This is a genomic window from Streptomyces sp. NPDC041200 (assembly GCF_055591805.1).
In genome coordinates this window covers 20608-45551 of record NZ_JBVIZF010000024.1, presented here as the reverse complement: position 1 = coordinate 45551, position 24944 = coordinate 20608, and the positions used below count along the sequence as shown (strand labels likewise).

Sequence of the window (24944 nt, the reverse complement as noted above, 5' to 3'; positions counted from 1 at the left end):
CCTCCGATGAGCCCGCGGTATGCGGGGATCGGCAGTTCGACGTCCCCGCCGATGGCCCACTGTCAGGGTGTGTTGAAGGCGTACGGGTGGATCAGCGAGCGCCATGAGGCAGATGGGGCGGGCCCTTCGGTACCCATCGCCCACACGGTGATATGGCTACGGGCCGGTGGGCTGCCGGTCGGACCGTCTGCGGAAACCTTGGTCGTGTCTGGGGTCGGGCGGCCGCGCCCGGCCGGGATCAGTGCCGCGGGCAGGCCACCGAGGAGTGTCCTCGCGACCCTTGATGTGAACATCGTTGTCCTGTTCCTCTCCACCCTTGGAACACGTGCGTCGTTCCATCGCATGTCGTGGTGTGGGGGTGAGCGAGACGGTACTCCGAAAGCCGAACAGGTGCCATAGTTTCGGCGTGGCCAAAATCCGTACTTCTGCCGCCGCCCTCGCCGCCGCGTGGACCGCTGATCGCCCGAGCGAGGGCTCGGGCGGGGAGGGCGGTGGAGGGAAGTACGCCATAGGGTCGACACCATGACCGAAGAGATGAGCGCTCGTCCCGCCACTCGGCGGGGCCCGTACGCCAAGAGCGCGCGCCGCCGGGCCGAGATCGTCAACGCCGCGACATCGGTGTTCGCGGCGCGCGGCTACCGAGGCGGGTCTCTGCGGGAAATCGCGAAGCTGATCGGTCTCAGTCTGACCAGCGTCGTGCACCACTTTCCCACCAAGAGCGCGCTCCTCGTGGCCGTCCTCGATCACGCCGACACCGCAAGGGCCGACTCCTTCGACTCGGACAGCCGGAAGGAAGGGGTGAAGTACGCCATCCTGCGATACGTTCGTCGCAACCTCGATCGACCGGAAATGCTGAGGCTGCTTGCCCTCATGGCCGCGGAGTCCTCAGCACCGGACCATCCCGCGCACGAGTGGTTCCGCGAACGGTACGAAGCGGTGATCACCGCCGTCGAGATCGCCGTGCGCCGGGATCAGGACGAGGGCCGTATCTCCAACGGCAGGGCCCCGAGGATGGTCGCGGAGTCCGTCGTCGCCAGCTGGGACGGACTCCAGCTCCAATGGCTCATTGACCCGAGCCGCGACCTCGTCGCGGGGATGACAGCCGCACTGGACGATCTGCTGGGCACTCAAGACATCCGAGACGCTTAGCTGAGCCCCCCGCCGCTGCCGACATCTCGTGCTGACCGCGAGAACCAGCGCGCGGTCGCCCCGCAGGCAGCCGAGGTCGTGCCCGAGGAACCGAGGAACTGCTTCCCGGGGCGGCTCCTCGAGGCCCCCCATGCCCCGGGACCGTCGCTCCAATCGCTGCCGATGTCCCCGCGTCTGGCCGAACGGGTGCGGTAGCGGCGCCCGGGAGACGGGCAGGCGCAGGACCAGGAGGCGGGGCTGGGGGACTTTGCGACGGCCCCGATGTCGTGCGGGCGAATCGGCTGGGGGAGCTCGGACCTTCCTGAAGCCGTGTGCGTGCAGAAGTGTCGCTATCAACCCCGTCCACTACCCGTCGAGCGCGGCCGCGTACGCCTCCTCGGGCTGTTCCCCTTGGAGGACGATGCCGTCGCGGAAGCGGACGACGGGGATCGAGCCGGCGTCGATGCCGAGGTCGCGTACGCGGGCGAGCGCCGCGCGCAGCTCGTCCGCTCCGGTGTCGTCCGTCACGACGCCGGTCTCGGCGGCGAGCCGGGCCAGGGTGGGGCGGTCGGAGAGGTGTAGGCCGTCGGTGAAGTAGGCCCGGAACAGCCGCTCCGCCATCTGCTCGCCGCGGCCCTGGGCGGCTGCCTGGCCGAGGAGGCGGTGAGCGTCGAAGGTGTGGGTGAACAGGGCCCGCCGGAAGTTCAGCTCCAGGCCGTCGGCGGTGCCGAGGGTGGTGTCGGAGGCGATCTGCCGGGCGGTCGCTTCGCCGAAGTCCCGCTTGTGGACCTCGAAGAGCGGTTCACCGGCGGCGGGGGCGTCCGGTGCGGCCTGGAAGGGGAGGAAGGCGAGTTTGACGTCGCCACGGTGGCGGTGGGCGGCGCGGCGGAAGCGGGTGAAGCCGATGTAGCAGCGGGCGCAGACGAGGTCGAGGGCGAGTTCGACGCGTTGTGCCGTCATGGGTGCTCCGTTCTCCGGGAGGGTTACCAGGGGAGAGGGCCGGTGGCGGAGAAGTAGCCGCCGGTGGGGCCGTCGGCGCCGATCGTGGCCAGGCGGACGATGATGTCGGCGCCCTCGGCCACGGTCCGCGACCCGGCGTGCCCGTTGAAGTCGGTCGCGGTCAGGCCGGGGTCGACGGCGTTGAACCTGATGCGCGGGCAGGCGTGGGCGTACTGCGCGGTGATCATGTTGAGGGCGGCCTTCGAGGAGCCGTACGACAACGCGGGGATCCAGTCGGGTACGTCCGCCGCGCGGGCGGCGGGATGGGTGGCGGCGGCGATGGACCCCAGGCCGCTGCTGACGTTCACGACGACGGGCGCCTCGCCAGCCTCCAGCAGCGGCAGGAAGGCGCGGACGACGCGTACGGGGCCGAAGACGTTGGTGTCGTACACCGTCAGCAGGTCGTGAGCGGTGACCTCGGCGGCGGGGCGGGCGGGCCCGGCGATCCCGGCGTTGTTGACCAGGACGTCGAGATGGCCGGTGCGTTCCCGGACCAGCTCGGCCGCCGCCCGTACGGAGTCCTCGCAGGTGACGTCGAGCGCCACGGCGTGGGCCCCGGTCAGTCCCGCGGCCCGCTCGCCGCGCCGGGCGTCGCGCGCCCCGAGGTACACGGTGTACCCGGCCTCGGCCAGCCGCCGTGCGGTCTCCGCGCCGAGGCCTCTGGTGGCTCCGGTGACAAGTGCTGTCCTCATGCGGCCAGCCTCGGCGCCGGGACGACGGACAGGAAGTGCCCCGCTCTTCCTGGGAACGGGGGTACCAGGCTGGGCCCGGGCCTCCGGGCGGATACTGGGGCGATGAGCGATGGCCCGGACGACGAACTCGGCGGGGCGCTGCGCCGATGGCGGGACCGGCTCGATCCGGCGGCGGTCGGCCTCCCCACCGGGCGCGGCCGCCGCGCCCCGGGGCTGCGCCGCGAGGAGGTGGCGCTGCTCGCCGGGGTGTCCGTCGACTACGTCATCCGCCTGGAGCAGGGGCGGGCCACCGCGCCGTCGGCAGCGATCGTAGAGAGATCCGACGGGGGGCTGCGACTGCAGGAATCTGAGCGCAGCCATCTATCCCTGCTGGCGGGACAGCTGCCGCCCGCCGACGCCCGCATGACGGGCCGGCTCACCCCCGGCGTACGGCGGCTGCTGGACCAGCTGGCCGACCCGGTGGGTGTGTACGACGCGGCGTGGACGCTGATCGCCTGGAACCCGCTGTACGCGGCGCTCCAGGGCGACCCGTCCGGCTGGCCGGAGCGCGAGCGCAATGTGCTGTGGCGCCACTTCACCGGAGGGCCGCATCGGGTCCGGCACACCCCCGAGCAGGAGACCCGCTTCGAGGCGGCGGCGGTCGCCGACCTGCGGGCGGCTTGCGCCCGCTACCCCGCCGACGCGGGACTGCGGTCGCTGGTCGCCGACCTGCGGGCCGCCAGCGACCGGTTCTCCCGCCTCTGGGACTCCCACGCCGTCGGCAGCCACACGATGGACACCAAGACCGTCCATCACCCCGACGTCGGTCAGCTCACCCTCGACTGCGACGTCCTCGGCGTGCCCGACAGCGACCTGCACGTCGTCCTCTGCACCGCCGCCCCGGGCAGCGAGGCCGCCGCCAAGCTCGGTCTGCTGAGCGGGGCGAGCGCTATCCGGGGCGCTTGCGAAACTCCATGACGCAGAACGTCCGCCCGGCAACGGGTGTTCGTGGCGGCCGACGGACAAGCCGCGTATCGCCGGTGTCAGCGCGACCACGGCGACCGTGCGCGGGCCCAGCGGAATGTCCCCGTCGGATTCCCGGCCGTCGGGCTGAACGTAGGTGCGACATCGCACCTTCAGGACGTCCCCGGGGCGATGTCGTGCTGTCCGGCGCCGTCAGGGAAGTGGCTCGACCTCCAGATAGCGGTGGCGGCCGCGGCCGCGGTACTCCAGGGCCTCCCAGCCCAGCCCGCGCAGCACGCGCGCGCAGTTGCCCAGCTCCTCTGCCGCCGCGTACGCGGCGCCACTTCCCGCGGGCCCCAGCCACTCGACCCGTACCATCCCCGCCTGCTCGGCCTCGCCGCAGCGGTATCCCGTCGCCAGCCGGTCGCCCTCGGCGCCGATCGCCGAGGGTGGAATGCCCGCCGCCTCCAGGGTGATGGCCACGGCCCGTACCGGCTGGTGCCGCTCCCAGGCGGCGGGCCGCTCGGTGTTCATCAGCCGCCGGATCTCCAGCAGGCCCTCGAACGCCGCCCGCACCGCCGCCGTTCGCTCCCGCGGGTCCGTCTCGATGGGCGCCTCATCGCCCGTGGCCGCATCGAACTGCGCCGTCACCCGCCGCCTCCACGCGCGACGCGGAATCCCACGTCGTCCACCCGGAAGGTCGGATGGCTGCGGCGTCGTACGGAGGCCCGGCAGCTCCAGTGTTCGTCGAACCAGCCACCGCCACGGAGGACGCGGTAGGTGCCGTAGACCTCGGCGTCGTAGAGGTCCCAGCACCACTCCCAGACGTTGCCGAGCATGTCGTGCAGGCCCCATGCGTTGGGCTGCTTGTCTCCCACGTCGTGGAGTTGCTCCCCCGAATTGGCGCGGTACCAGGCGATGTCGTCGAGGGGCCCGTAACGCGGTCCGGTCGTACCGGCGCGGCACGCGTGCTCCCATTCGGCTTCGGCCGGCAGCCGGTACCCCTCCGCGGACGCGTCCCACTCCACACCGTCGCCATCGGCATCCAGGCGATAGGCGGGCGCGAACCCGTCCCGCTCCGACAGGGCGTTGCAGAACGCCACCGCGTCCCGCCACGACACGCCCTCGACGGGCGACGCGTCCCCGTGGGCGGTGCTCGGCCGCCCGCCGGTGACCTGGGCGTACAGCGCCTGGGTGACCGGGTACGCGCCGAGCTGGTACGGCGCGAGCCGGACCGGCCAACTGCGCTGGGTGCGCCGGTCCGACAGCGTCACCTGCCCTGGCGGGATGTCGATCATCTCGTGCCCTGCGCTCGCGTCCACGCACAGACGGTACCGGCTGGACGTCTGCGGCTGGATTCCCTATTTTTCCTACTGGGTTAATAGGGAATCATGGCGCAGGGTTTTCGCCGGATGAAGAGGAGCGCGCGTGACGGTCGTGGAAGCGGTAACGGAGACACCCGACCGCGCGCGGTGGCTGCATATCGCCCGTGAGGCGGCGGACGACCTGGCCACCGACGCGGTGGTTCGCGACCAGGCGGGGAAGACACCGTTCGACGAGGTCTCGCGGCTCCGGGAGGCGGGACTGCTGTCGTTGCTGATACCCGTCGACAGCGGGGGCGGCGGGGCGGACTGGCCCACGGCGCACGCCGTCATCCGGACGATCGCCGCGGCCGACGGGGCGATCGGTCAAGTGCTCGGCTGCCACTACCTGCTCTCCTCCAGCGCGCGGTTCTTCGGCGGACCCGGCATCGCCGCACGCGTCGAGCGGGAGTCCGCGGCGGGCCAGTGGTGCTGGGGTGGCGGGCTGGCCTCCGTGGAGCCGCGGCTGACGCTGACCCCGGGGCCGGACGGCTATGTGCTCAACGGGCGCCAGGGGTACGCCACCGGCGTCCTGGTCGCGGACCGCCTCGCGGTCCGCGCCGACCACTCCGAGACGGGCGAGCCGCTGGCCGTGCTCGTCGACGCCGCCCGGCCCGGTGTGGTGTCCGGGGGCGACGGCGGGGAGACCTTCGGGCAGCGACTGGCGGCAGGCGGGAGCGTGGAGTTCGACGAGGTGGCGGTCGAGCGCGACGCGGTCCTCGGCCCGCTCTCCCCGGACGACGGCACCCTGTCGCCGTTCGCCGGGCTGTCCGCGCCGACCGGGCGCCTGGTCTCGGCGCAGATCTGTCTCGGGATCGCCCAGGGGGTGCTCGCCGAGGCCCGCGAGTACAGCAGGGCCGTGGACGTGCCGTGGCAGCTGGACGGGCCGTCGTACAGCTCGCCCCGTAATCCGTACGTACTGACGACCTACGGCGAGCTGACCGTCGCCACGTTCTCCGCGTCCGCGCTCGCCGACCAGGCGCTGGAAGCGCTGGACTGCGGGCTGGCGCGCGGCGAGGACCTCACCGACGAGGAGTGCGCCGAGATCACCATGCTGGCGGCGGCGGCCGAGGCGGCCGCCGCCGGTGCCGCGCAGGACGTCACGGCCCGCGCGCTGGACGTCCTCGGGGCCCGCTCCGCCGCCTCGGCGTACGGCTTCGACCGCTTCTGGCGCAACGTACGCACCCACACCCTCTGTGTGCCGGTCGCGCCCCGGCTCCAGGAGGTGGGGGACTACTTCCTCCACGGCGAGCACCCTCCGTTCGCCCTGCCCTTTTGATCGCCACGCGTCCCGGTGGCGGATAATCACCGCATGCGGATCTCTGCGAAGGCGGACTATGCGGTGCGGGCGGCTCTGGAGCTGGCGGTGGCGGTGGACGGTGTCTCCGTCAAGGCCGAGGCGATCGCCGCGTCGCAGGGCGTGCCGCACAAGTTTCTCGAAGGGATCCTGGGCGATCTGCGCCGGGGCGGGCTGGTGGCCAGCCAGCGCGGCGGGAACGGCGGCTACCGGCTGGCCCGCCCCGCCGACGAGATCACGATCGCCGATGTGATCCGCGTGGTCGACGGACCCCTGGTCTCGGTCCGGGGCGTGCGCCCGCCCGAGCTGTCGTACTGCGGCCCGGCGGAGTCGTTGCTGCCGCTGTGGATCGCGGTGCGGGCCAACGTCCGCAAGATCCTCGGCGAGGTCACCCTCGCCGAAGTCGCCGCCGCCGAGCTGCCCGACCAGGTCCTGGACCTCGCCGAGGACCCCGAGGCGTGGACGAACCCGTAGCCAGTACGTGGGACACCCCTTGACGTGACTCGCGGGGCGCTCGACACTCCTCGGGAGGGATTCCTAGCGGATAGGTGGGGAATGATGGGGCCAGGGCAGGCGGCCGCCGGTCACGCGGTCCGCGCGCATCGGCCATCTCCCCTTCTGACCTCTCCTCTTCTGACGTCCCGCCGCCACATCGACCTGCTGCGCGTCTGCAGCGCCGCAAGTCTGCCCTTCTGGGCCTTCTGAGCTTCCTGAGCCTCCTGACACGCGACGACGCTCGCGGGCGCCGCCACGCGCTCACCACAGGCCGCTCACCGTACGTCTCACCACCAGCGAAGAACACGATCTGGGGAGAAACGTGTCCGTCACACCTGGGAAAGCCGCGCAGTCCTCGCTGTCCGTCGCATCGTTCCGGGGCAGGATCGGCCGGGACGCACGCAGTGGACACTATGCCGTGCCGCGCCGCTACCGCCTCCATCTGACGCTGTCCTGCCGCCACTGTCTGCGGATCGCCATCACCCACAGCCTGCTCGGCCTCGAAGACACCCTCCCGGTGACCCTGTTGCCCGCCGTGCCCGACGGACCGGACGGCGGCCACTCCGCCCTGCGTCTGATGTACGAGGCCAGCGCGCACCGCTACGCCGGGCCGACGGCGGCGCCGGTGCTCAGCGACGACTGGTCGGGCAGGATCGTCAGCACGCACGCCCCCGACATCCTGCGCGACCTGGACCGCCGCTTCGGCAGCGGGAGCCCCGACCGCGCCGTGCTCCACCCGTCCGGCACGGAGCGGGAGATGGAGGCGATCGCGCACCTCTGCGAGCACGGCATCAACGAGGCCGTCCAGCGCGCCGGACAGCCCGGCGCCGACGACGCGCCGCGCGAGGCCGCGCTCAGCACCGTGTTCCGCGCGCTGGACGCGCTGGAGCGGCGGCTCTCGACCCGGGACCACGTCCTGGGCGACGCGCTGACCGCCTCCGATGTGCAGGTGTGGGTGACCCTGGTGTGGCTCGACACCGTGCACCGGCAGCATCTGGACGCCGCCGCGGTGCACCGGATCACGGAACATCCGCACGTGTGGGCCTTCGCACGGCGGCTGGCCGCCCACCCGGCGTTCGGCCCCCACCTCGATCTCGACGGCATCGCCCGCCGCCACCACGCGCACTGCCGGGGCCTGGAGGCCGCCGGAGCGGCGGTGCAGATCCTGGACTGGGCGGCACACACCCGGACCAGGACCGCCGTCGAACCCGGCTGACGCCACGTCACGAGCCGCCGCCCTGCGTGTATCCCCCGCGCGTGTCACCGCCACAGCCGGGTGCGCAGGGCGGCCGCTTGTCCGCGCAGGCGCTGCACCGGAGTGGGCGGCAGCGTACGGGCGGCCCCGCGCGCGTAGTGGCGCTCGACGTAGAACTGCCCGGCGCTCAGCACCGTGGTGACGGCGATGTACCAGAGGGTGGCGACCATCAGCAGCGGGATGACCTGGTACGTCTGGTTGTAGACCAGCTGCACCGAGTAGAGCAGGTCGTGCACGGCCAGGACACTGACGATGCTGGTGCCCTTCAGGGTGCCGATCAGCATGTTGCCCGCTGTCGGCACGATGGAACGCATCGCCTGCGGTACGACGATCCGGCGCAGCGTGCGCCACCGCCCCAGGCCGAGCGCCTGGGCCGCCTGAGTCTGGCCGGGGTCCACGGAGAGGATGCCACCGCGCACCACTTCGGCGGCGTACGCGGCCTCGTGCAGCGTCAGGCCGATGACGGCGGTGAGGGCGGGGCCGAACAGGTTGACGGTCTTGACGGTGATGAACTGGGGACCGAAGGGAATGCCGACACCGAGCGTCGGGTAGAGGGCGCCGATGTTGAACCAGAACAGCAGCTGAACCAGCAGCGGTGTGGAGCGGAAGATCCACACATAGCCCCAACCCAGCGTCGCGAGAACGGGGTTGACGGACAGCCGCATCACGGCCAGCAGGGTGCCCAGCAGAAAGCCCAGCACCATGACCACGGCCGTCAGCCACAGGGTGAGCAGCAGCCCGTCGAGCACGGCGGTGGTGGTGAAGTAGCGCCCGACGACGTCCCATTGGAACGCGGGGTTGCGGACGACTGAGTTGACCACCATGGCGAACACCAGCAGCGCGACGGCCGCGGTGAACCATCGGCCGGGGTGACGGCGTGGCACGATGCGCGGCAGGTCGCCGGAATCGCCGGGGCCGGGGGAGCCGTGACCCGGGCGCCTGTGTACGGACACCGATACGGCGTCGGATAGGGGGTCGGGGGCCGGGGCGGTGACTTCGGAAGGCGTGGCCATCTGAGGGTTCTCCGGGGGAGGGGCGCGGGCGTGGGCGGAAAGACCCCTGGCAGCAAACGGCACGGTGGCCAGGACGGGGCCAGGGTGGGGCATCATCACGCTCGCCGCGTCCCTCAACGCGGCCGGAGAGGCTGCCGCGCGCGGGCGGAGCCGGTCCAAGGGTGATGGTATGCGCCGTCAGCGTGCAAATGTCAATGCGGCAGGAGAAGTGGCGGGAAGTCAGGCCACCGCCCGTCCGCCATCCGAGCACTGGTTGACGCGACGCCGTTCGTCCTGCTCAATTAATCCCATGACTGCCCAGCTGCGCTTGGTCTCCCGCGACCACATCGACTTCGGTCGTGTGTGGTCCGCGATGTGTTGCGCCTGACTCGGCAGCGGGCTGTCTGACCGGCCCTTCCCTCCCTCGGTGACCCCGTCGCGGGCCGAGTTCCTTCCTCGCATGAACGCCGTCCCCGGGCGCTGACCCGGGGTACGAACGGCTCTGCGTACCCAGACACGCGCTGCCTTCGCACCCCTCCGGCCTCATCACGCTGACGCACCGCCACATACGGCTCAAACAGCGGTAGTCCGCCCTGACCGCAGGACACCTCCGTTCTGACGCAGGACACCTCCGCCCTTTTCCGAAAGGCCCTACGCATGCCTGTGGAATTCCTCGGCATCGCCGCCACCCACGACGGCTCCGAGACCACCCCGCGCTCCGGCGCCGCCTTCGACAAGGACTACACGCTCCGGCTCGCCCGGGCACACGAGGACCACGGCTGGGACCGGGTGCTCTTCGCCTACGGATCCGGATCGCCGGATCCCGCCCCGGCCGCCGCGTACATCGCCAGCAGGCTGGACCGCCTGCAGATCCTGCTCGCCCACCGGCCCAACGTCTCGTACCCCACATACGCCGCCAAGACCTTCGCCACCCTCGACCAGATCAGCGAGGGCAGGCTGACGGTGCACTTCATCACCGGTGGCAACGACCACGAGCAGGGCCGGGAGGGCGACACCCTCACCAAGGACCAGCGTTATGAGCGCACCCGCGAGTACATCCGGATCGTGAAGAAGATCTGGACGGACCGCGAGCCCTTCGACCATGAGGGGGAGTACTACCGCTTCCACGACTTCGTCAGCGATGTCCGCCCCGTGCAGCAGCCCAGGCCCCGGGTCTCCTTCGGCGGCTCCTCCCCGGCGGCGTACGCGGCCGGGGGAGCGGAGGCCGACATCTACTGCCTGTGGGGCGAGCCCCTGGAGAAGACCGCGGAACAGATCGAGGCGGTGAAGTCGGCCGCGCGGGCGGCGGGCCGCACCGATGTCCCGCGCATCCAGGCGGCCTTCCGGCCGATCATCGCCCCGACCGAGGAACTGGCCTGGGAGAAGGCCCACCGCACGGTCGGCGCGATCCGCGCGCGGCGCGAGGCGGGGCTCGTACGGCACCACCGGAGCGGCGCGCCCGAGAACACCGGCTCCCAGCGGCTGATCGACATCGCGGAGCAAGGGGAGCGCTACGACCGCGCGCTGTGGACCCCGACCGCCGCCGCCACCGGTGGCGCGGGCAACTCCAACGCCCTGGTCGGCACCCCCGAGACGGTGGCCCAGGCGCTCCTGGACTACTACGACCTGGGCGTCGACATCCTCTCGGCCCGGGGCTACGACCTGCTGGGCGACGCGATCGACTTCGGGCGGCACGTCATCCCGATCGTCCGCGAGGAGGTCGCCAAGCGTGATGCCGAGCGCGCTTCCCAGCGCGCTGCCGAGCAGCCCGACGGCGAGCGCGCCGCGCGCGGCTCACAGGCCCTCGCGGCGGTGCGCGCATGACCGCTGTCACGCAGCGTCCGGCCACCGGGCTGACCGTCGTCACCGTCGAGGTCGGCGACCCGCGCGTGGCGCCGCTGTTGCGTGAACTGGGCGATGAGTACTCCACCCGCTACGGCAAGGACGCCCACGCCGAGCTGGCCCGGTACCCCGACGAGGAGTTCACCCCCGCACACGGCGGCGTGCTGCTCCTGCTGCTGGAGCAAGGCGAGCCGGTGGCGGGTGGCGCCTTCCGCCGGTACGACGCGACCACGGCCGAACTGAAGCGGATCTGGACCCACTCCGGCCACCGCCGCCGGGGCCTCGCCCGCCACGTCGTGGCCGAACTGGAGCGCGAGGCATGGGACTTCGGGTATCGGCGGATCTATCTCACCACCGGGCCGCGCCAGCCCGAGGCCCGCGGTTTGTACCTCGCCACCGGCTACACACCGCTGTTCGACACCGAGGCCGACCCGGAGACCATCGGCCCGCTCCCGTTCGAGAAACACCTCGCCACCGAGGGCGGCACCCGCACCGGCGCCCGTACCCGAAAGGCCATCGCCCCGTGAACCACACCCGCACGAGTCCGCGCCTTCGTCCGGCCGCTGCCGCAACCGTTCTCGCGTTGACACTTGCGGGCTGCGGCTCCGGCGGCACCGCAGGGACCTCGGCGGCGGGCGCCGCGTCCCCCGCACCGACCCAGAATCCGGCCGCCAAGGTACACAAGGTCGACTCCGTCGCCGCCCTGCTGCCCGCCGACGTCAGGAAGTCGGGCAAGCTGCGCATCGGCAGCTCGGTCGGCGGACCGCCGGGCGCGTACTACCCGGAGGGGACGGGCGGGAAGCCGGTGGGCCAGGACATCGACTTCGCGGACGCGGTGGCCAAGGTCCTCGGCGTAAGGCTCCAGCGTCAGGACGCCTCGTTCGAGACGATCCTGCCCGCCCTCGGCAGTGGCAAGTACGACGTCGGGACCGGCAACTTCGGCGTGACCGCCGAGCGCCTGAAGACGATCGACTTCGCCACGTACATCAACGACGGCCAGGGCTTCGCGGTGAAGAAGGGCAACACCGCGCTCGGCGGCGGCAAGGTCACCGACCTGACCAAGCTGTGCGGCCGGACCATCGGCACCGGCGCCGGAACCACCTTCGAGGCGACCCTCGAAGCGCGGAAAAAGGTGTGCACGAAGGCGGGCAAGAAGCCGTACGACGTGAAGGTGTTCTCGGAGAACGGCGCCCTCCTCACCGCCCTCCAGCAGGGCCGCGTCGACGTGGAGATGTCCACCATCAACGGCCTCCGCCACCAGGCGGCGCAGCAGGCCGCGCAGACCACCTTCCTCGGCGAGTACCACCGCCTCGACGTGGGCTTCGCCTTCAAAAAGGGCTCACGGCTCACCCGGGCCTTCCAGGCCGCCGTCAACGAGCTGATCAAGGACGGGACCTACGCCCGCATCCTCGACAAGTGGGGCACCGGCCCCTCCGCGATCAAGACGTCGCAGATCAACCCGCCCGAACACCCCTCGTAACAGGCGAACAACCTCGCCGGGCCGAATCGCGTCTTGATCGGCAGCGGACGCGCGGCGGACAACCCGGCGGGGGTTGTTTCCGACCCGCTATACACTGAGTGTATAGCGGTGCTGGACAGAAAGGTGGCGCGCGCTCCGGGAGATCGACGACGGAAAGGCACCCATGTACGGCAAGGCATTCGCCCCGGAGTACCAGGGCTCCCTCACCACCCTGTCCGTGAACTCTTCGCTGGCCGACGTACTGGCCGCGGGCACCGAGCGGTTGCGGGCCGCCGAGCGGAGCGGCTGCCCGCGGGAGACGGCGCGTGTGGGACTGGCGGTGGCCGAGGCCCACCGGAGGCTGGGGAATGTGTCGGATGCCGACCGCGAGTGGAAGTCCAGCTATCGGGCGGCCCGCACGGCGGGGGACGCCGGGGCGATGGCGTGGGCGCTGTGGAGCGGCGGCACCCTCGCCCGGCAGCGGGGCGCCCTGGCACTGGCGTGGCGGCTGCTCGGGTTCGCGGCCGAACTCGGCGAACAGGGAGGGGATATCCTCGCCCGCGGCTACTCGCTCGCCGGTTTGGCGGAGACGGGCCGTATCCAAGGGGACTACGACGCGGTGAGCGCGCTGCACGAGCAACTCCTCGCCGAGGCGCGGGAGCGCGGCGAGGCGCGGCACACCGTATGGGCGCTGGAGGGGATCGCCCAGATGCATCGCAACACCGGGTCCTACGACACGGCGTACGCGATGTTCGAGGAGTCCGCGGCGATCGCCGCGCAGGCCGATGACCGGCGCGGACACGCCTGGGCGCTGCGGGGTCTGGCCGACATCGTCTCCGTGCGCGACGGGGACGCGGACCGTGCGCTGGACCTGCTCGCCGAGGCGGAGGTGACGTGTCGGACGATGAAGCTGATGAGCGCGCTCGCCTACAACCACAAGATGCGCGGCAATGTGCTCTACCGCGCGGGCCGCTTCGCGGAGGCGCGTGATGTCTACCAGGGGGCGCTGACCGAGTTCCGCGCCATGAGCGAGCCGCGCGGCGAGGCCCTCGCCCGGCTGGGGCTCGTCAAGTCCCTGGCCCAGCTGGGGCGTGACCGGGCCCGGACGGCCGCCGACCTGACCGAACTGGCCGGTGTGCTGGACCGGATCGGACTGCGGCACGCCCGCCGGATGGTGGACCGGGCACGGGTGGAGTTCGGCATCACGGAGGAGGACGTGGTCCCGGAACACCTGAGGGAGGCCGTCACCGTCGGCGGGTGAGATCCGGTGGCCGTCGGCCACGGCGAGGACCGTCGCCCCGCCGTGGCCGAGGTCAGGACGGCCGGGGACTTACCCGGACGCCTGGTCGTTGTCCTTCATCGAACCCCAGCCGTGCCACCGCTCGACCTCGATCCAGGCACTGGTCCGGGCGCGGACCCGGTCCGGGTAGGGCCCGCCGATGTAGTGGTGTGCGATGCGGTCGATGTCGGCCAGACCCTCGTCCTCGCGCATCTCCACGACACGTCCGATGAGCGTGACATGGGTGTACCAGTCGTCCTTGTCCAGGACGGTGAGGGTCACCCGCGGATCGCGGCGCAGGTGCTTCAGCCGGACCCGGCCGTCGTCCAGGTTGACCAGGACGCGCCCGTCCTCCCACGTGTACCAGGTGGGAGTGGACACGGGGGTGCCGTCCGAGCGCACGGTGGCCATGACGGCCGGATTGGGGCGGCGCAGCAGGTCTACGGCCTCGGGCGGCAGCGGCGGCTTGGACATGAGAACTCCTTGCTGACGGGTGGCGAGGCGAGCGGTGTCCGGTGGCAGGCCCCGCACTGCCCGGATGGTACGTGAGAGGGCGTGCCCCAGCCCAAGAGACGCAAACAGGGGTCACTGTCCGAAGTGGCCGAGCGGTTGCGCCCGGGCGGTGGTGCTGAGGGGTACGAAGTCCTGCTGCTGGAGCGGCAGACCGTCTACCGAACTGCTGCGGCTCGGCCTGGAATAGAGCCTGCTCGATGCCGGTGGCACCTATGTGAACCGTTTCGTCTGCGACCCTCGCTGGCGCGGGGGCCGACACGCAGCGTGGCCACGGGCGCAGGCCGGTCACGGCGGGGCGGTCACGCGGGTCACGCGGGACCGGCGGCCGTGGCTGTGTTGACGAGCTTCTCGAACAGGAACTCGTGCTTGAGGAAGGACACGTCGTACTCGTGGCCCGGGTAGGGCGGGATGAGTTGCGACGCCTGGAACAGCCGCCAGCCGTCGAGCAGTGCCGCCACGCCGGTGGCGTACGGCGGCTCGTCCCCGTCCCCGGCGGTGGGTGAGGTGGTGCCCGTGCCGTCGTAGCGCGCCCAGCCGATGACGCCGCTGTCGAGGGAGGAGTTGTTCAGGTAGAGGACGAGCACCTGCTGCCGGACGGTGCTGGCGAGGGCGGGCTCGGCGGTCGTGGGCTGTGTGGTCACGGTGGACAGCTCCTGGTGTGAGGCGACGGCGGGGGAGGGGCGGAGGTGAAGGCGGCGGGCGGGACGGCGCTCAGGCGTCGACGGTGGCCCTGCCGGGCCGGTTGGTCACCCGGGTCACCCAGTGGTCCAGATCGAAGGACGGATCCCCGGTCAGCGCCCGCCACAGCCTGATCCGGTTGTGCAACTCCAGCCGCCCGGTCGCCTGCTCGTACCACGGGAACCGGGTCCGCAGCTCCTCGGCCACCGCCGGGTCGCCGAGGTCGTCGGTGTTCCACAGGCGGACCTGCGGGACGGTCGGATTGAAGCGGATCTTGAACATGTAGCGCGGGACACCGCTGTCGTTGCGTCGGCCGCCGTGCCAGATGCCGTGGTGCAGGATCAGCACCGTGCCCGCCGGACACACCATCCGCTGCTGGCCGAGCAGGTTCTGGTACCGGCCGGTGTCGCTCTCGTTGGTGCGCCTCAGATGGCTGCCCGGCACGATCAGGGTCCCGCCGGCCTCCAGCGTCACCTCGCGCGGGTAGTACATGAGCTGGACGTCGAAGGCGTCCGGTCGGACATCGATGATGGCGTCACCGTGCAGCGGCTGGGCCTGGCCCTCCCGGGGCTGCCGGATGTGCACGGCGTGGTGGTCGATGGTGGGGTCCTGGCCGACCAGGCTGTAGAGCGCACCGGCCACGGCCGGGAGGTCGAGCAGGCCGCGCGCGAAGGAGCCTTCGGGGAACGCCTCGGCGACCGGAGTGCCGTAGGGGACGGCCGGCACGCCCGCGGCGAGCACACCAAGGGCTTGGTCGTTGAGGGAGTCGGGGACGACGGAGTCGAGGCGCAGAAAGCCGTGGGCCACGAACCGGGCCATGCGCGCCGAGGTCAGGAGCTGTTCGCGAGCGGGTCGGGCGGCCATGTTCTCCTCCGGTCGGGAGAGCGGGAGTGGGTGGTCACTCGTGGTTCGTCTCCACGACGCTAGAACGCGGCCATCCCGGGACGCGTGGGCCTTGCTCACTATTACTGGTAATTTTTCACCATGACGGGCATGACGGGAGCAGCTCCCGAGTCCCAGCCGCAGCGGGTCCCGGTCCGGCTCGACTCGCCCCCGCACATCGAGGGGCTCGGCGTCGGCGTCCACGGCACGCGGCGCCCCCGCGACGTCTTCCGCCTGCCCGACCTGTGGCAGCTGCACCTCTACCGCTACACCGCCGAGCTCACGGTCGACGGCGTCGCCTACACCGTGCGGCCCGGTTACGTCAGCCTCGTCCCGCCCGGTGTCCTGGTGCGCTACCGCTATCGCGGGCGCTCCGAGCACCTGTACGCCCATCTGCGGCTACCCGACCGCGGGACGGCCCGTACGGTGCCGGTGGTGCAGAACGCGGGGGCCCAGACGGCCCTGCTCTCCAGCCTCCTGCTCCAGGCCATCGCGGCCGTCCCCAGGGCCCCGGCGCAGGCGGTCGCCGAGGTGTGGTCGGTGCTGTGGCGCGTGGCGCAGCTGTCCGTCCCCACCGGCACGGGCGGCGGGCACCCCGCCGTCGCCGCCGCGATCGCGTACGTCGAGTCGCGTCTCGCCGAGCCGCTCACCGTGCCGGACGTGGCGCGCGGGGCGGGCGTCTCGCACAACCACCTCACCCGGCTCTTCCGGGCCGAGACCGGGGACACGGTGGTGGCCCACATCCGGCACCGCCGCATGGAGCGGGCCCGGCACCTGCTGCGCGAGACGACGCTGCCGATCGCGACGATCGCGGCGTCGGTGGGGATCGCGGACCTCCAGGCGTTCAACAAGGCCTGCCGCCGCGAACTCGGCGCCTCGCCGCGGGCGATCCGCGCCGGAGCTACCTCGGCCTTGGCGCACCGGTCGGTCATCGATCCCGCTCGGGCATGAGCGATCGACGCTGGTCGGCATGGCCGAACGGGTGCGGGTAGCAGATGCCCGGAGAGGGGGCAGGCGCAGGACCAGGAGCTGGTCCTCGAGGACCCCTTCGACCTCCGCCAGCCCGGATAGACCCAGCTCACCGACGAGAAGAACACCGCGTTCAAGCGCCTCGGGCTAGCGGTCGGGGGCTGCCTGCACGCCTGGTGCCTGGCCTGAGCACCCCACCGCGCGCCCTCGCCCTGTCACCCGGCGGGGGCGGCGCCGGTCCGACTGCTGTGGGCCTCGCCGGTCTTGCCCGGCGCCCTCCACGATGTCCGCGCGGCTTGCGAACACGGCATCATCGACGCCCTCGCCGAGGCCGGCGTCACATGCTGGGCAGACAAGGCGTATCGGGGCGTGGGCGGAACGGTCCGCACCCCGTGCTGGGGCCGCTGGGAAACCCTTTCCGCCGGTCAGAAGGCCGTCAGCCGGTCCCACACCGCTCTCATCCAGGCCATCCTCGCCCCGTACCTGGCCAGCTCAGCGTGAGGATGGAAAGTGAGGCTGCGGGCGGTCAGATCTGGTTGAGGCCGCCATCGACGAAGAGTTCGGTACCGGTGACGAAACTGCTGTGGTCGCTGGCGAGGAAGAGCGCCGCGGCGGCTGCCTCATCTGGGCGGCCCATGCGGCCCAGGGGCACCTGGCTCGTGAAGAAGCCCCATAGCTCGGCTGCCTCATCCGGATTGGGAGCGAGACCAGCGGTGCCGGCTGTCGCGATGGGCCCGGGGACGAGGACAGCCCCCAGCGCTCCTTCCTCGGCCACCGCTTCCGCCGAGCTTCCCGACCCCCGGCCGCCGACGAAGCACGGGCGGAATCGGCCGAGTCGACCGTCTGCCCGCTCGGCGGAGGAACGGCCCGGGTCGTCGACCCGGGCCGTCTTATCGTTCAGGTCCCGGAGGACCCTTGCGATCTCTTGAGGTCCCCTCAGAACCCCTCAGGGATGGATCCGTCCTGGTCGATGACGTTGTCGCCGGGGCCGCCGTCGATGCCGTCCTGGCCGGGGCCGCCGAAGAGGTAGTCGTTGCCCGGTCCGCCCTTGATGGTGTCGTCGCCCTCTTCGCCGTCGATCGAGTCATCGTTGCCGGCGCCGTCGAGGTAGTCGTCGCCGGGGCCGCCGTAGATCTCGTTGGCCACGTCATCGCCGATGACGATGTCGTCGCCGTCCCCGGCCCATACCGCGAACGAGTCGGTGATGGTGTCGTTGCCGGCGTTGCCGTTCGCGTTCGTGGCGTGGCTGACGGTGTCGCCGCCGTCGCCGCCCACCGCGACGGAAGCGCCGCTGATGGTGTCGTCTCCGGACCCGCCGTAGACGTTCACATCGCCGCCGGAGATCTTGACGCTGTCATTGCCGTCGCCGAGTTCGACGTTGCCCTGGTCGCCGCCGTGGTCTGGGTCGGGGACGGGCACGGTGCAGGTCACATACGTCAGGTCGGTGGTAGTGGGGTGGGTGCAGTCGGTGCCGGCGGTGATCTCGACAACGTCGTCGACGCCGAAGGTCAGCGTGGTGTCGGTCTCGCTGACCCGTTTGACGATGAGCTTGTTGGGCTGGCCATCGGCCGCCCTGTAGGCCATGACTCCGTCGGTGACGGTCACGGTGGCCGACGACGCGGCCGACGACACCGGCGGCGACGACGCGGGCGAGGTGGCGGCCTGGGCGTTCCAGGCGAAGAGTCCGGGGCTGGCCGCGATGGCCAGTAAGGCGGCGACGCCGACCGGGCGGACGCGGCGGGAGCGCGGGCCAAGGGTGGACACGAAAAACCTCCGTGGGGAGTGGATCTGATTTCCGATCACCCGTTTCGACGTGGAAAATCCGCGCGGGGTTGTGCCACTCTCATGCCTTGTTCACCGGTCTCTTCGAATTCCCATTTCGTGTTCAGCTCTACGACACCGGGAATTTTCTCCGCGTTGTCGGAATGTGCGTTCTCTGCGGGCGCCGGCAATTCCGATGAGTCCCGTCCACGTACCCGCCGACACCGCCCGCCGGTGCACCGCTCAGGACGCCCGCTCCCTGACAACCGGCTCGTGGCTTCCCTGGCGAGCTGTCCGACGCACTGCGGCAGGTCGACCGTGTCGGAGGTCGCGCTGGCGAGGGCTGGACGACGTAGCGTCACGCCCATCGGCCACGTCACGTGGCCGGAGGTGGGGTGTAGAGGGCGGCGGTCGCCGCGGCCCTGCGGGCCAGAGCCTGGCGGAGCTCGTCGGGGGCCAGGACTTCGACGTCGGGGCCGAACGCCAGGAGCATCTCGGCGGCTACGAGTGCGCGGAAGCGCAGTTCGACCCGCGTCCAGCCCGGCTCACCCTCCGGCTCGGGCGGGGAGCCGGACGGGGCGGGTGCGGCGAGGTCGGGTTCGTGGATGCGCAGGAACTTGGCCAGGATCTCGTCACGGGCGCGAACGGTGACGGCGAGTGGGGCGGGGATGTCGTCGATGCGGCGGCGCAGGGGGTCCCACACCTCGGTCAGTTCCATGCCGTCGCGGCGTTGGACGGGCTCGTCGAGGACGGTGGCGGATGTGGCGCGGTCGATGCGGAAGAGTCGGGGTTCACCGTCGTGGTCGGCGACCAAGTACCAGACGCCGGCCTTGTTGACCAGGCCGTAGGGGTCGAGGGTGTAGGTGCGCAGCCGGTTGTCGCGTCCGTGGCGGTAGCGCAGGCGCAGGCGCCGGTCGGTGAAGACGGCCTGCTGGTAGGCGGCCAGGTCGGTGGTGGGCTGTTCGGGGCCGGGGGTGCCGCGCCATCGGTGCGGAAGCCGGGGAGCAGGGCGATCCCGCCCTGGGGGCCGCGGACGGTGTAGACGGGCACGCCGGCCGTGGACAGGGCCTCCACGTCCCGCATGATGACCGCGGGACATCCGAGTTCCCGGGCGAGTTCGTGGGCGAGGGTCGTCTTTCCGGTGCCGGGTCCGCCGCTCACGACGGCCAGGGTCGGTGATGTCATGGTGCTCTTTCGCGTTCCTCGGTCAATGGTCGGGGCATACGGCCGCGGCGGTCTTGGCGAGCGGAAGGCGATGAAGCCGGGCTCGCGGGACAGTTTGGCGCGTACGGGGGCGTGCTCGTGCGCCATCTGCGGGTCGGGCCGGCGCTCCACCAGGTGTTCGATGACGAAGCTGACGACGGTGAACTCTTCGATGTGGGGGGGCATCGAAGTAACTGCCGCCGTGGGTGAGCCAGTCGACGGTGACGTAAGGGCGAGGGTCACCCAGCCCGGCGCCCCGTCCCCGCAGGTGATCGTGCTGACCACCTTCGACGAGCACCGGCTGGTACTGGAGGCGATGCGCGCCGGCGCCGCCGGATACCTCGTCAAGCACGCGGTGCCCGAGGGAATCGTGGAGGCGGTACGGCGGGCCGCCCGCGGCGAGCCCGCCCTGTCGCCGTCCGCCGCGCGGGCACTCATCGAACACGCGGCGACGGAACCGGACGACCGGGCCGAACGCGCCCGGCAGGGGTTCGCGTTGCTCACCGCACGGGAGCGCGAGGTGGCCGAGGCGGTCGCCGAAGCACGACGCCCGCCCGCGGACCATCCGAGATCAGCCGCAGTGACCGGTGCCCTTCGTGGAATACGTGGTGATGCCGCCTTCCCAGGTGACGCATTCTCCGGGGGCGTGAAGGTAGACGGGCCCGGCGTAGGTCGTGAACTGGCCGCTGTCGGTCGCCTTCCCCTCCTTCACAGAGCTGAGCGAGGCGAACATGTACACCGGCGACCCGGTGTGGGTGCGAACGGTGACCACGCAGTTGTCGCCGGTCGTCTTGTTGTACGTCAGGAACGTGGTGCCCAGGTTCTCCATGTCGGCGGAGTCGATGACCTTGTGGCCGGCCCCACAGGCTCCGTTGTACTGCGCGACCGGGCCGACCGACTCGGCCGCGGACGCGGGCCCGGCAAGGGCGAGGGTGCTGCCGCCGACGATGATGGCGATGGTGGTGACGGCGGCTGTGCGACGTGCGAGCTTCATGGGGTTCCCCTCGTATGTGTGGTCCGTACGTGCGTGTCCGGCGGCGCGGCCGAACCGCTCAACCGGCGCCAGTCACACGTGTGGTGAGACCCGATGGCCCTGGGGTTGGTTGTGGCCTCACCGCGTCACAGTTCTGTCACCGCACCGGCTGCTCCTGCCTCCTCGTCGTGTGCGGGCAGCGGATAGCCGGGGCGCCCGGCCCGGAGCCGTGCGGCAGCTCACCAGGCCGCGTCCTCCCATTGGTCCAGCAGGTCGTCGGCCGACGCTCCGTCGGGATCGCTCGCCGGGCTCCGGGCGGACTGTTCGGCCCAGATCACTTTGCCCCGGGCCACGTAGCGGGTGCCCCAGCGCTGTGCGAACTGGGCGACGAGGAACAGTCCGCGTCCGCCTTCGTCGGTGGTGGCGGCCCGGCGCAGGTGTGGCGAGGTGCTGCTGCCGTCGGCGACCTCGCAGATCAGGCTGTCGCGGTCGTGCACCATCCGCAGCCGGATCGGTTCGATTCCGTAGCGGATGGCGTTGGTGACCAACTCGCTGATCATCAACTCGGTGGCGGAGGCCATCTCTCCCAGCCCCCAAACCCCTAGTCGGTGGGTGGCCTCCGCCCGGATACCGGCGACGACCGCCGGATCGTTCGGCACGTCCCACTCGGCCACGTGGGACGGATCGAGGAGGCGGGTGCGGGCGACGAGCAGCGCGATGTCGTCGCTCGACTGGGCGGGTAGCACCGCGTCGAGGACGTCCTGACAGGTCTCCTCCGGTGTTCGGCCCGGGTGCGCCAGGGCGTGGCGCAGTGCCTCGAGGCCGGTGTCGATGCCCCGCTCCCGGTCCTCGACCAGGCCGTCCGTGAAAAGGACCAGGCGGGAGCCCTCGGGGAGGGTGAACTCGGCAGTCTCGAAGGGCAGTCCACCGCCGAGACCGAGGGGCGGCGAACCGGGCACCTGAAGGTACTCCACGGTGCCGTCGGGGTGCACCAGGGCCGGCTCGAGATGCCCGGACCGCGCCAGTGAGCACGTCCCGCACGCCGGGTCGTAGATCACGTAGAGACATGTGGCTCCCGAGACGCTCTCGGCGTCCCGATCGGCGTTCTCGTCGCTGTCGATCCGTGCGACCAGCTCGTCCAGGTGTCCAAGGAGCTCGTCCGGGGGCAGGTCCAGGGCGGAGAAGTTGTGCACCGCGGTGCGCAGCTGGCCCATGGTGGCCGCGGCGTGGAGGCCGTGCCCCACCACGTCGCCGACCACCAGTGCGGCCCGGGCGCCGGGCAGGGGGATCACGTCGAACCAGTCGCCGCCCACGCCTTCCAGGGCGGGCAGGTAGCGGTGGGCGACCTCCACGGCGGAGTGGGCGGGCAGGGAACTGGGCAACAGGCTGCGCTGGAGTGTCTCGGCGAGGGCGTGCTCGCGTGTGTAGCGGCGGGCGTTGTCGACGGCCACCGCGGCCCGGGCGGCCAGTTCCTCGGCGAAGGCCACGTCCTCCCCGTCGAAGGGAACGGCCCCCGAGCGCCAGAAGCTCGCCATGCCCAGCATCGCACCGCGGGCCTGGAGCGGCACGGTGATCAGGGAGTGGAAGCCGAGGTCCAGCAGGCGCCGGGCGCGCTCGGGGTCCTGGTCGGCCAGCCAGCCGCCGGGAGCGGTCAGGTCGGTGTCCAGGACCGCATGGCCCCGCTCGGCACCGAGGGCCACGGGTGAGGTGGGGGCGAAGCGGATCAGCTCTCCCGTCGGATAGAGGGACCGGGCACTGTCGATGCCGTGTACCGCCACCCGGCGCATCTCGGGGTGGGGAGCGGGTGGCACGGCACCCTGCAAGATCGGGTCCAGCAGATCGACCGTCGCGGCTTCGGCGAACCGGGGGACCGCCACCTCGGCCAGTTCTTGCGCGGTGCGCACCACGTCCAGCGTGGTTCCGATGCGTACCCCCGCCTCGTACAGCAGCCCCAGACGCCCCCGTGCCACCTCCGCGCGGCCCGTCAGTGCGCGTAGTTCTGTCGTGTCGCGCAGCGTGACCACGCTGCCGACAGGGCGGCCGTCGGGGTCGACCGGCCGTATGTTGACCGCCAGCAGCCGGTCGCCGGCCAGGTGCACCACGTCGGTGACCGCCCGGGCCGAGCCCAGCAGCTCGGCGGTGTCCGCCGCCAGGCCGAGATCGGTGACACGCCGCGACTCGGCGTCCGCGGGCAGGGCCAGCAGCCGCCGTGCCTCGTCGTTGGCGAGCAGCAGCCGGGCGTCACCGCCGATGATCAGTACGCCTTCCCGTACCGCGTGCAGCACCGCGTCGTGGTGCTCGTACATCCGGGTCATCTCGGACGGATCCAGGCCGCGGGTCTGCCGCCGCAGCCGCCAGGAGACCAGCGCTGTCCCGACCGCCGCCACCGCGAGGGCGCCGCCGGCGAAACCCAGCAGCTGCGGCAGCTGGTCCTGCACCACGGAGTCCACGCTGGCGACGGTGACCCCGACCGACACGAAGCCGACGATGGTGGTCCCGTTGGTGTCGTAGGCGGGAACCGTCGTGTCCACGGCAAGGCCCAGGCTGCCCTCGAACGTCTTGGTGAAGGGCCGGTCGGCGGCGGCGCCCTCGCGATGGGCGAAGATGTGCTTCCCGATCAGCTTCCGGTCGGGGTGGGTCCAGCGGAAGCCCTGAGGGTCGAACGCGACCACGTAGTCGACCCCGGTGTGCTTCCGGGTGTCCTCCGCGCGCGGCTGAAGCAGCTTGGTGGGATCACGGGACTTCATGGCATCCACCGTGCCCGGGGACCGCGCGAAGGACTGGGCCACGCCCATCGACAACTGCCGGGCCTCCTGCATGCTCGAGTTCCGGGCCTGCACTACGAGAGCCGCTCCCGCGGCGGCGGCGAACAGCACCATGATCACCAGCTGGAGCAAAAACACCCGGCCGGCGACGCTGCGCACCCTCGGCAGGGCCCTCCAGCGCCTCCCCGGGGGCCGGCCGCCAGGCTCCGGCCGCGGGCCGGGCTTCTTGAACCGTCGCGAGGCCGACCGAGGCCGCCCCGCGCGGTGTGCGTGGGACCAGAAGGCCGGGAGCCGACCAAGATGCCTGGCCATAGATCTCTTTATCATACAGATCTATATGCGAACATATTGTGCAATTCGGTCGGTCAATCGTGCGCCCACTCCTGCCAGCGCCTGGTCACGGAGTCCTGGTTCTTGAGCCACCACTCGACGTCCAGGTCGAAGCCCGACAGCAGGTGCCCAGGGGTGCTCGCCAGGTTCACCGCCGTGGACTCGGTGAGATATCCGTAGGCGGCGGGCACCACGGGTGCGTCGGGGTAGATCCGTGCCATGTGGGCCTGCACCTCGGGTCGCAGCGCGAAATCGATGAGCCGATAGGCGTCGTCGGGGTTCGCGGAGCCTTTGGGAATTCCGTAGCCGTTGCTCTGCCTGCGAGCACCGTTCCACTCGTAGGCGAGCGGAGACCCGCGCTCGATCAGGCTCTGGAGGCGACCGGCCCAGGAGCTGGAGGCCGTGACCCTGTTGCGATCCAGCAGCTGACCCGGCTCCGCGCCGTCTTCCCAGAATGTCCGCACGGAGCTCTTGATCTCATCGAGGACCTTGAAGGCGCGGTTCACATGGAGTGGGTAAAGCCTGTCGAGCGACACACCGTCGGCGAGCAGGGCGAACTCCAGCTCCGGCCAGTCCACCGTGCCCTGTAGCGCCCGGCTGCCCGGGAAGGTGCCGACGTCCCAGAAATCCGCCCATGACTCGGGCTTCCTTCGGCCGAAGGCGTCGGTGCGATAGGCGAGGACGCTGGCCCAGTAGCTCTTGCCCACGCCATTGGGGGTGAGCAGGGACTCGGCGATTCCCGCGTTCCTGGTGTTCTTCAGCCGGCCGTAGTCCAGTTCCTCGGAGGCGTCCTCGTGCTCGAAGCGCACCAGATTGGACATGTCGATGTCCATGACGTCGAACCGCGGACGGCCTTCCTTGATCTGGGCGAGCATCTGGGTTTGCCCGAAATTCACCACCGTGATCCGGACGCCGGTTTCCTTGGTGAACGGGTCGTAGACGGCCTTGCGGCTCGCCTCGCCGTAAGAACCACCGAAGTTGCGGACGACGAGCGTTTTACTGCTCTTGGTGGTGCTCCGGTCGCCGCTGCTCTCGCATCCGGTGAGCGCTGCGGCAGATGCGCCGACCGCGATCGAGCCGACGCCGCCCAGGAACGCCCTGCGGCCGATTCCGACGTCTCCCACCGGCT

General features: G+C 71.2%; 24 protein-coding genes and 2 pseudogenes. 11 read left to right on the top strand and 15 right to left on the bottom strand.

Features of this window, described 5'->3' with window-relative positions; translation table 11 throughout:
• The first annotated feature begins 522 nt into the window (after nt 1–522).
• Nucleotides 523–1149 carry a TetR/AcrR family transcriptional regulator gene (locus ACZ6CL_RS33145; protein WP_468942645.1) on the top strand — a complete coding sequence of 209 codons (627 nt, stop codon included), beginning with the start codon at nt 523–525 and terminating at the stop codon, nt 1147–1149.
• Between the two features lie 345 nt (nt 1150–1494).
• Here ACZ6CL_RS33145 and ACZ6CL_RS33140 read toward each other — a convergent pair whose 3' ends face one another.
• Both ACZ6CL_RS33140 and ACZ6CL_RS33135 read right to left on the bottom strand, forming a co-directional pair.
• Nucleotides 1495–2088 (bottom strand): DsbA family oxidoreductase, encoded by a 594-nt coding sequence (locus tag ACZ6CL_RS33140; protein ID WP_468942643.1) that lies wholly within the window; start codon nt 2086–2088, stop codon nt 1495–1497.
• Nucleotides 2089–2111: 23 nt separating this feature from the next.
• Nucleotides 2112–2819 (bottom strand): SDR family NAD(P)-dependent oxidoreductase, encoded by a 708-nt coding sequence (locus ACZ6CL_RS33135; RefSeq protein ID WP_468942641.1) that lies wholly within the window; start codon nt 2817–2819, stop codon nt 2112–2114.
• A gap of 102 nt (nt 2820–2921) precedes the next feature.
• On the opposite strand from ACZ6CL_RS33135, the gene ACZ6CL_RS33130 reads away from it, so the two are divergent.
• A complete protein-coding gene (locus tag ACZ6CL_RS33130; protein WP_468942638.1) occupies nt 2922–3776 on the top strand; it encodes a helix-turn-helix transcriptional regulator in 855 nt (284 codons plus the stop codon).
• A gap of 198 nt (nt 3777–3974) precedes the next feature.
• Here ACZ6CL_RS33130 and ACZ6CL_RS33125 read toward each other — a convergent pair whose 3' ends face one another.
• Together ACZ6CL_RS33125 and ACZ6CL_RS33120 are read right to left on the bottom strand one after the other, a co-directional pair.
• Complete coding sequence (locus tag ACZ6CL_RS33125) at nt 3975–4412, bottom strand: hypothetical protein (RefSeq protein ID WP_468942635.1); 438 nt, start codon at nt 4410–4412, stop codon at nt 3975–3977.
• Entirely contained in the window at nt 4409–5059 is a 651-nt protein-coding gene (locus ACZ6CL_RS33120) for a formylglycine-generating enzyme family protein (RefSeq protein ID WP_468942760.1), read from the bottom strand. Before ACZ6CL_RS33120 ends, ACZ6CL_RS33125 begins: the two co-directional genes overlap by 4 nt.
• A 130-nt stretch (nt 5060–5189) precedes the next feature.
• Between ACZ6CL_RS33120 and ACZ6CL_RS33115 the strand changes: the two genes are divergently transcribed.
• From ACZ6CL_RS33115 to ACZ6CL_RS33105, 3 genes are all read left to right on the top strand, one after another.
• Nucleotides 5190–6401: an acyl-CoA dehydrogenase family protein gene (locus ACZ6CL_RS33115; RefSeq protein WP_468942633.1), complete on the top strand. Its 1212-nt coding sequence runs from the start codon at nt 5190–5192 to the stop codon at nt 6399–6401.
• A 33-nt stretch (nt 6402–6434) separates the two neighbouring features.
• Nucleotides 6435–6893, top strand: coding sequence for an RrF2 family transcriptional regulator (locus ACZ6CL_RS33110; RefSeq protein WP_468942630.1), 459 nt, complete (start codon nt 6435–6437; stop codon nt 6891–6893).
• 343 nt (nt 6894–7236) lie between these two features.
• Nucleotides 7237–8130, top strand: coding sequence for a glutathione S-transferase C-terminal domain-containing protein (locus tag ACZ6CL_RS33105; protein WP_468942628.1), 894 nt, complete (start codon nt 7237–7239; stop codon nt 8128–8130).
• 44 nt (nt 8131–8174) lie between these two features.
• On the opposite strand, the gene ACZ6CL_RS33100 is transcribed toward ACZ6CL_RS33105, so the two are convergent.
• Nucleotides 8175–9182: an amino acid ABC transporter permease gene (locus tag ACZ6CL_RS33100; protein WP_468942626.1), complete on the bottom strand. Its 1008-nt coding sequence runs from the start codon at nt 9180–9182 to the stop codon at nt 8175–8177.
• Between the two features lie 636 nt (nt 9183–9818).
• On the opposite strand from ACZ6CL_RS33100, the gene ACZ6CL_RS33095 reads away from it, so the two are divergent.
• From ACZ6CL_RS33095 to ACZ6CL_RS33080, 4 genes are all read left to right on the top strand, one after another.
• Entirely contained in the window at nt 9819–10985 is a 1167-nt protein-coding gene (locus ACZ6CL_RS33095; protein ID WP_468942623.1) for an LLM class flavin-dependent oxidoreductase, read from the top strand.
• Nucleotides 10982–11530: a GNAT family N-acetyltransferase gene (locus tag ACZ6CL_RS33090; protein ID WP_468942620.1), complete on the top strand. Its 549-nt coding sequence runs from the start codon at nt 10982–10984 to the stop codon at nt 11528–11530. Before ACZ6CL_RS33095 ends, ACZ6CL_RS33090 begins: the two co-directional genes overlap by 4 nt.
• Nucleotides 11527–12483, top strand: coding sequence for an ABC transporter substrate-binding protein (locus tag ACZ6CL_RS33085; protein ID WP_468942617.1), 957 nt, complete (start codon nt 11527–11529; stop codon nt 12481–12483). Before ACZ6CL_RS33090 ends, ACZ6CL_RS33085 begins: the two co-directional genes overlap by 4 nt.
• 163 nt (nt 12484–12646) lie before the next feature.
• Complete coding sequence (locus ACZ6CL_RS33080) at nt 12647–13723, top strand: tetratricopeptide repeat protein (protein WP_468942614.1); 1077 nt, start codon at nt 12647–12649, stop codon at nt 13721–13723.
• 69 nt (nt 13724–13792) lie between these two features.
• Here the strand turns inward: ACZ6CL_RS33080 and ACZ6CL_RS33075 are convergent, their stop codons facing one another.
• The 3 genes from ACZ6CL_RS33075 to ACZ6CL_RS33065 form a co-directional block, all read right to left on the bottom strand.
• A complete protein-coding gene (locus tag ACZ6CL_RS33075) occupies nt 13793–14215 on the bottom strand; it encodes a PPOX class F420-dependent oxidoreductase (protein ID WP_468942612.1) in 423 nt (140 codons plus the stop codon).
• 347 nt (nt 14216–14562) lie between these two features.
• Nucleotides 14563–14895: a hypothetical protein gene (locus tag ACZ6CL_RS33070; RefSeq protein WP_468942610.1), complete on the bottom strand. Its 333-nt coding sequence runs from the start codon at nt 14893–14895 to the stop codon at nt 14563–14565.
• Nucleotides 14896–14965: 70 nt separating this feature from the next.
• Entirely contained in the window at nt 14966–15796 is an 831-nt protein-coding gene (locus ACZ6CL_RS33065) for a phytanoyl-CoA dioxygenase family protein (protein ID WP_468942607.1), read from the bottom strand.
• 129 nt (nt 15797–15925) lie between these two features.
• Here ACZ6CL_RS33065 and ACZ6CL_RS33060 point away from each other — a divergent pair, with 129 nt between their 5' ends.
• Both ACZ6CL_RS33060 and ACZ6CL_RS33055 read left to right on the top strand, forming a co-directional pair.
• Nucleotides 15926–16765 (top strand): helix-turn-helix domain-containing protein, encoded by an 840-nt coding sequence (locus ACZ6CL_RS33060; protein WP_468942604.1) that lies wholly within the window; start codon nt 15926–15928, stop codon nt 16763–16765.
• A 258-nt stretch (nt 16766–17023) separates the two neighbouring features.
• Nucleotides 17024–17275: pseudogene (locus ACZ6CL_RS33055) on the top strand (IS5/IS1182 family transposase); the annotation flags it as partial.
• Between the two features lie 34 nt (nt 17276–17309).
• Here ACZ6CL_RS33055 and ACZ6CL_RS33050 read toward each other — a convergent pair.
• The 7 genes and pseudogenes from ACZ6CL_RS33050 to ACZ6CL_RS33020 all read right to left on the bottom strand — a co-directional run bounded on the left by ACZ6CL_RS33050 (nt 17310) and on the right by ACZ6CL_RS33020 (nt 24939).
• Nucleotides 17310–17558, bottom strand: coding sequence for an SDR family oxidoreductase (locus tag ACZ6CL_RS33050; RefSeq protein ID WP_468942601.1), 249 nt, complete (start codon nt 17556–17558; stop codon nt 17310–17312).
• A 161-nt stretch (nt 17559–17719) separates the two neighbouring features.
• A complete protein-coding gene (locus ACZ6CL_RS33045; RefSeq protein WP_468942599.1) occupies nt 17720–18547 on the bottom strand; it encodes a calcium-binding protein in 828 nt (275 codons plus the stop codon).
• A 373-nt stretch (nt 18548–18920) separates the two neighbouring features.
• Complete coding sequence (locus ACZ6CL_RS33040; protein ID WP_468942597.1) at nt 18921–19643, bottom strand: WYL domain-containing protein; 723 nt, start codon at nt 19641–19643, stop codon at nt 18921–18923.
• Nucleotides 19644–19654: 11 nt separating this feature from the next.
• Nucleotides 19655–19729 (bottom strand): annotated as a pseudogene (locus ACZ6CL_RS33035) (AAA family ATPase); the annotation flags it as partial.
• 589 nt (nt 19730–20318) lie between these two features.
• Nucleotides 20319–20741, bottom strand: a complete 423-nt coding sequence (locus tag ACZ6CL_RS33030) for a spore-associated protein A (protein ID WP_468942594.1) — start codon at nt 20739–20741, stop codon at nt 20319–20321.
• A 218-nt stretch (nt 20742–20959) separates the two neighbouring features.
• Nucleotides 20960–23599, bottom strand: coding sequence for a SpoIIE family protein phosphatase (locus ACZ6CL_RS33025; RefSeq protein ID WP_468942758.1), 2640 nt, complete (start codon nt 23597–23599; stop codon nt 20960–20962).
• Between the two features lie 251 nt (nt 23600–23850).
• Nucleotides 23851–24939, bottom strand: a complete 1089-nt coding sequence (locus ACZ6CL_RS33020; protein WP_468942591.1) for an ABC transporter substrate-binding protein — start codon at nt 24937–24939, stop codon at nt 23851–23853.
• Nucleotides 24940–24944 lie beyond the last annotated feature (5 nt).

Excerpts from the sequence above, each read along its gene's own strand:
- ACZ6CL_RS33080 (WP_468942614.1), top strand. The coding sequence starts at position 12,647 with ATGTACGGCAAGGCATTCGCCCCGGAGTACCAGGGCTCCCTCACCACC.
- ACZ6CL_RS33030 (WP_468942594.1), bottom strand. The coding sequence starts at position 20,741 with ATGAAGCTCGCACGTCGCACAGCCGCCGTCACCACCATCGCCATCATC.
- ACZ6CL_RS33040 (WP_468942597.1), bottom strand. The coding sequence starts at position 19,643 with ATGTCCCGCGGTCATCATGCGGGACGTGGAGGCCCTGTCCACGGCCGG.
- ACZ6CL_RS33075 (WP_468942612.1), bottom strand. The coding sequence starts at position 14,215 with ATGTCCAAGCCGCCGCTGCCGCCCGAGGCCGTAGACCTGCTGCGCCGC.
- ACZ6CL_RS33090 (WP_468942620.1), top strand. The coding sequence starts at position 10,982 with ATGACCGCTGTCACGCAGCGTCCGGCCACCGGGCTGACCGTCGTCACC.
- ACZ6CL_RS33130 (WP_468942638.1), top strand. The coding sequence starts at position 2,922 with ATGAGCGATGGCCCGGACGACGAACTCGGCGGGGCGCTGCGCCGATGG.
- ACZ6CL_RS33095 (WP_468942623.1), top strand. The coding sequence starts at position 9,819 with ATGCCTGTGGAATTCCTCGGCATCGCCGCCACCCACGACGGCTCCGAG.
- ACZ6CL_RS33120 (WP_468942760.1), bottom strand. The coding sequence starts at position 5,059 with ATGATCGACATCCCGCCAGGGCAGGTGACGCTGTCGGACCGGCGCACC.
- ACZ6CL_RS33140 (WP_468942643.1), bottom strand. The coding sequence starts at position 2,088 with ATGACGGCACAACGCGTCGAACTCGCCCTCGACCTCGTCTGCGCCCGC.
- ACZ6CL_RS33100 (WP_468942626.1), bottom strand. The coding sequence starts at position 9,182 with ATGGCCACGCCTTCCGAAGTCACCGCCCCGGCCCCCGACCCCCTATCC.
- ACZ6CL_RS33065 (WP_468942607.1), bottom strand. The coding sequence starts at position 15,796 with ATGGCCGCCCGACCCGCTCGCGAACAGCTCCTGACCTCGGCGCGCATG.
- ACZ6CL_RS33135 (WP_468942641.1), bottom strand. The coding sequence starts at position 2,819 with ATGAGGACAGCACTTGTCACCGGAGCCACCAGAGGCCTCGGCGCGGAG.
- ACZ6CL_RS33145 (WP_468942645.1), top strand. The coding sequence starts at position 523 with ATGACCGAAGAGATGAGCGCTCGTCCCGCCACTCGGCGGGGCCCGTAC.
- ACZ6CL_RS33060 (WP_468942604.1), top strand. The coding sequence starts at position 15,926 with ATGACGGGAGCAGCTCCCGAGTCCCAGCCGCAGCGGGTCCCGGTCCGG.
- ACZ6CL_RS33110 (WP_468942630.1), top strand. The coding sequence starts at position 6,435 with ATGCGGATCTCTGCGAAGGCGGACTATGCGGTGCGGGCGGCTCTGGAG.
- ACZ6CL_RS33025 (WP_468942758.1), bottom strand. The coding sequence starts at position 23,599 with ATGGTGCTGTTCGCCGCCGCCGCGGGAGCGGCTCTCGTAGTGCAGGCC.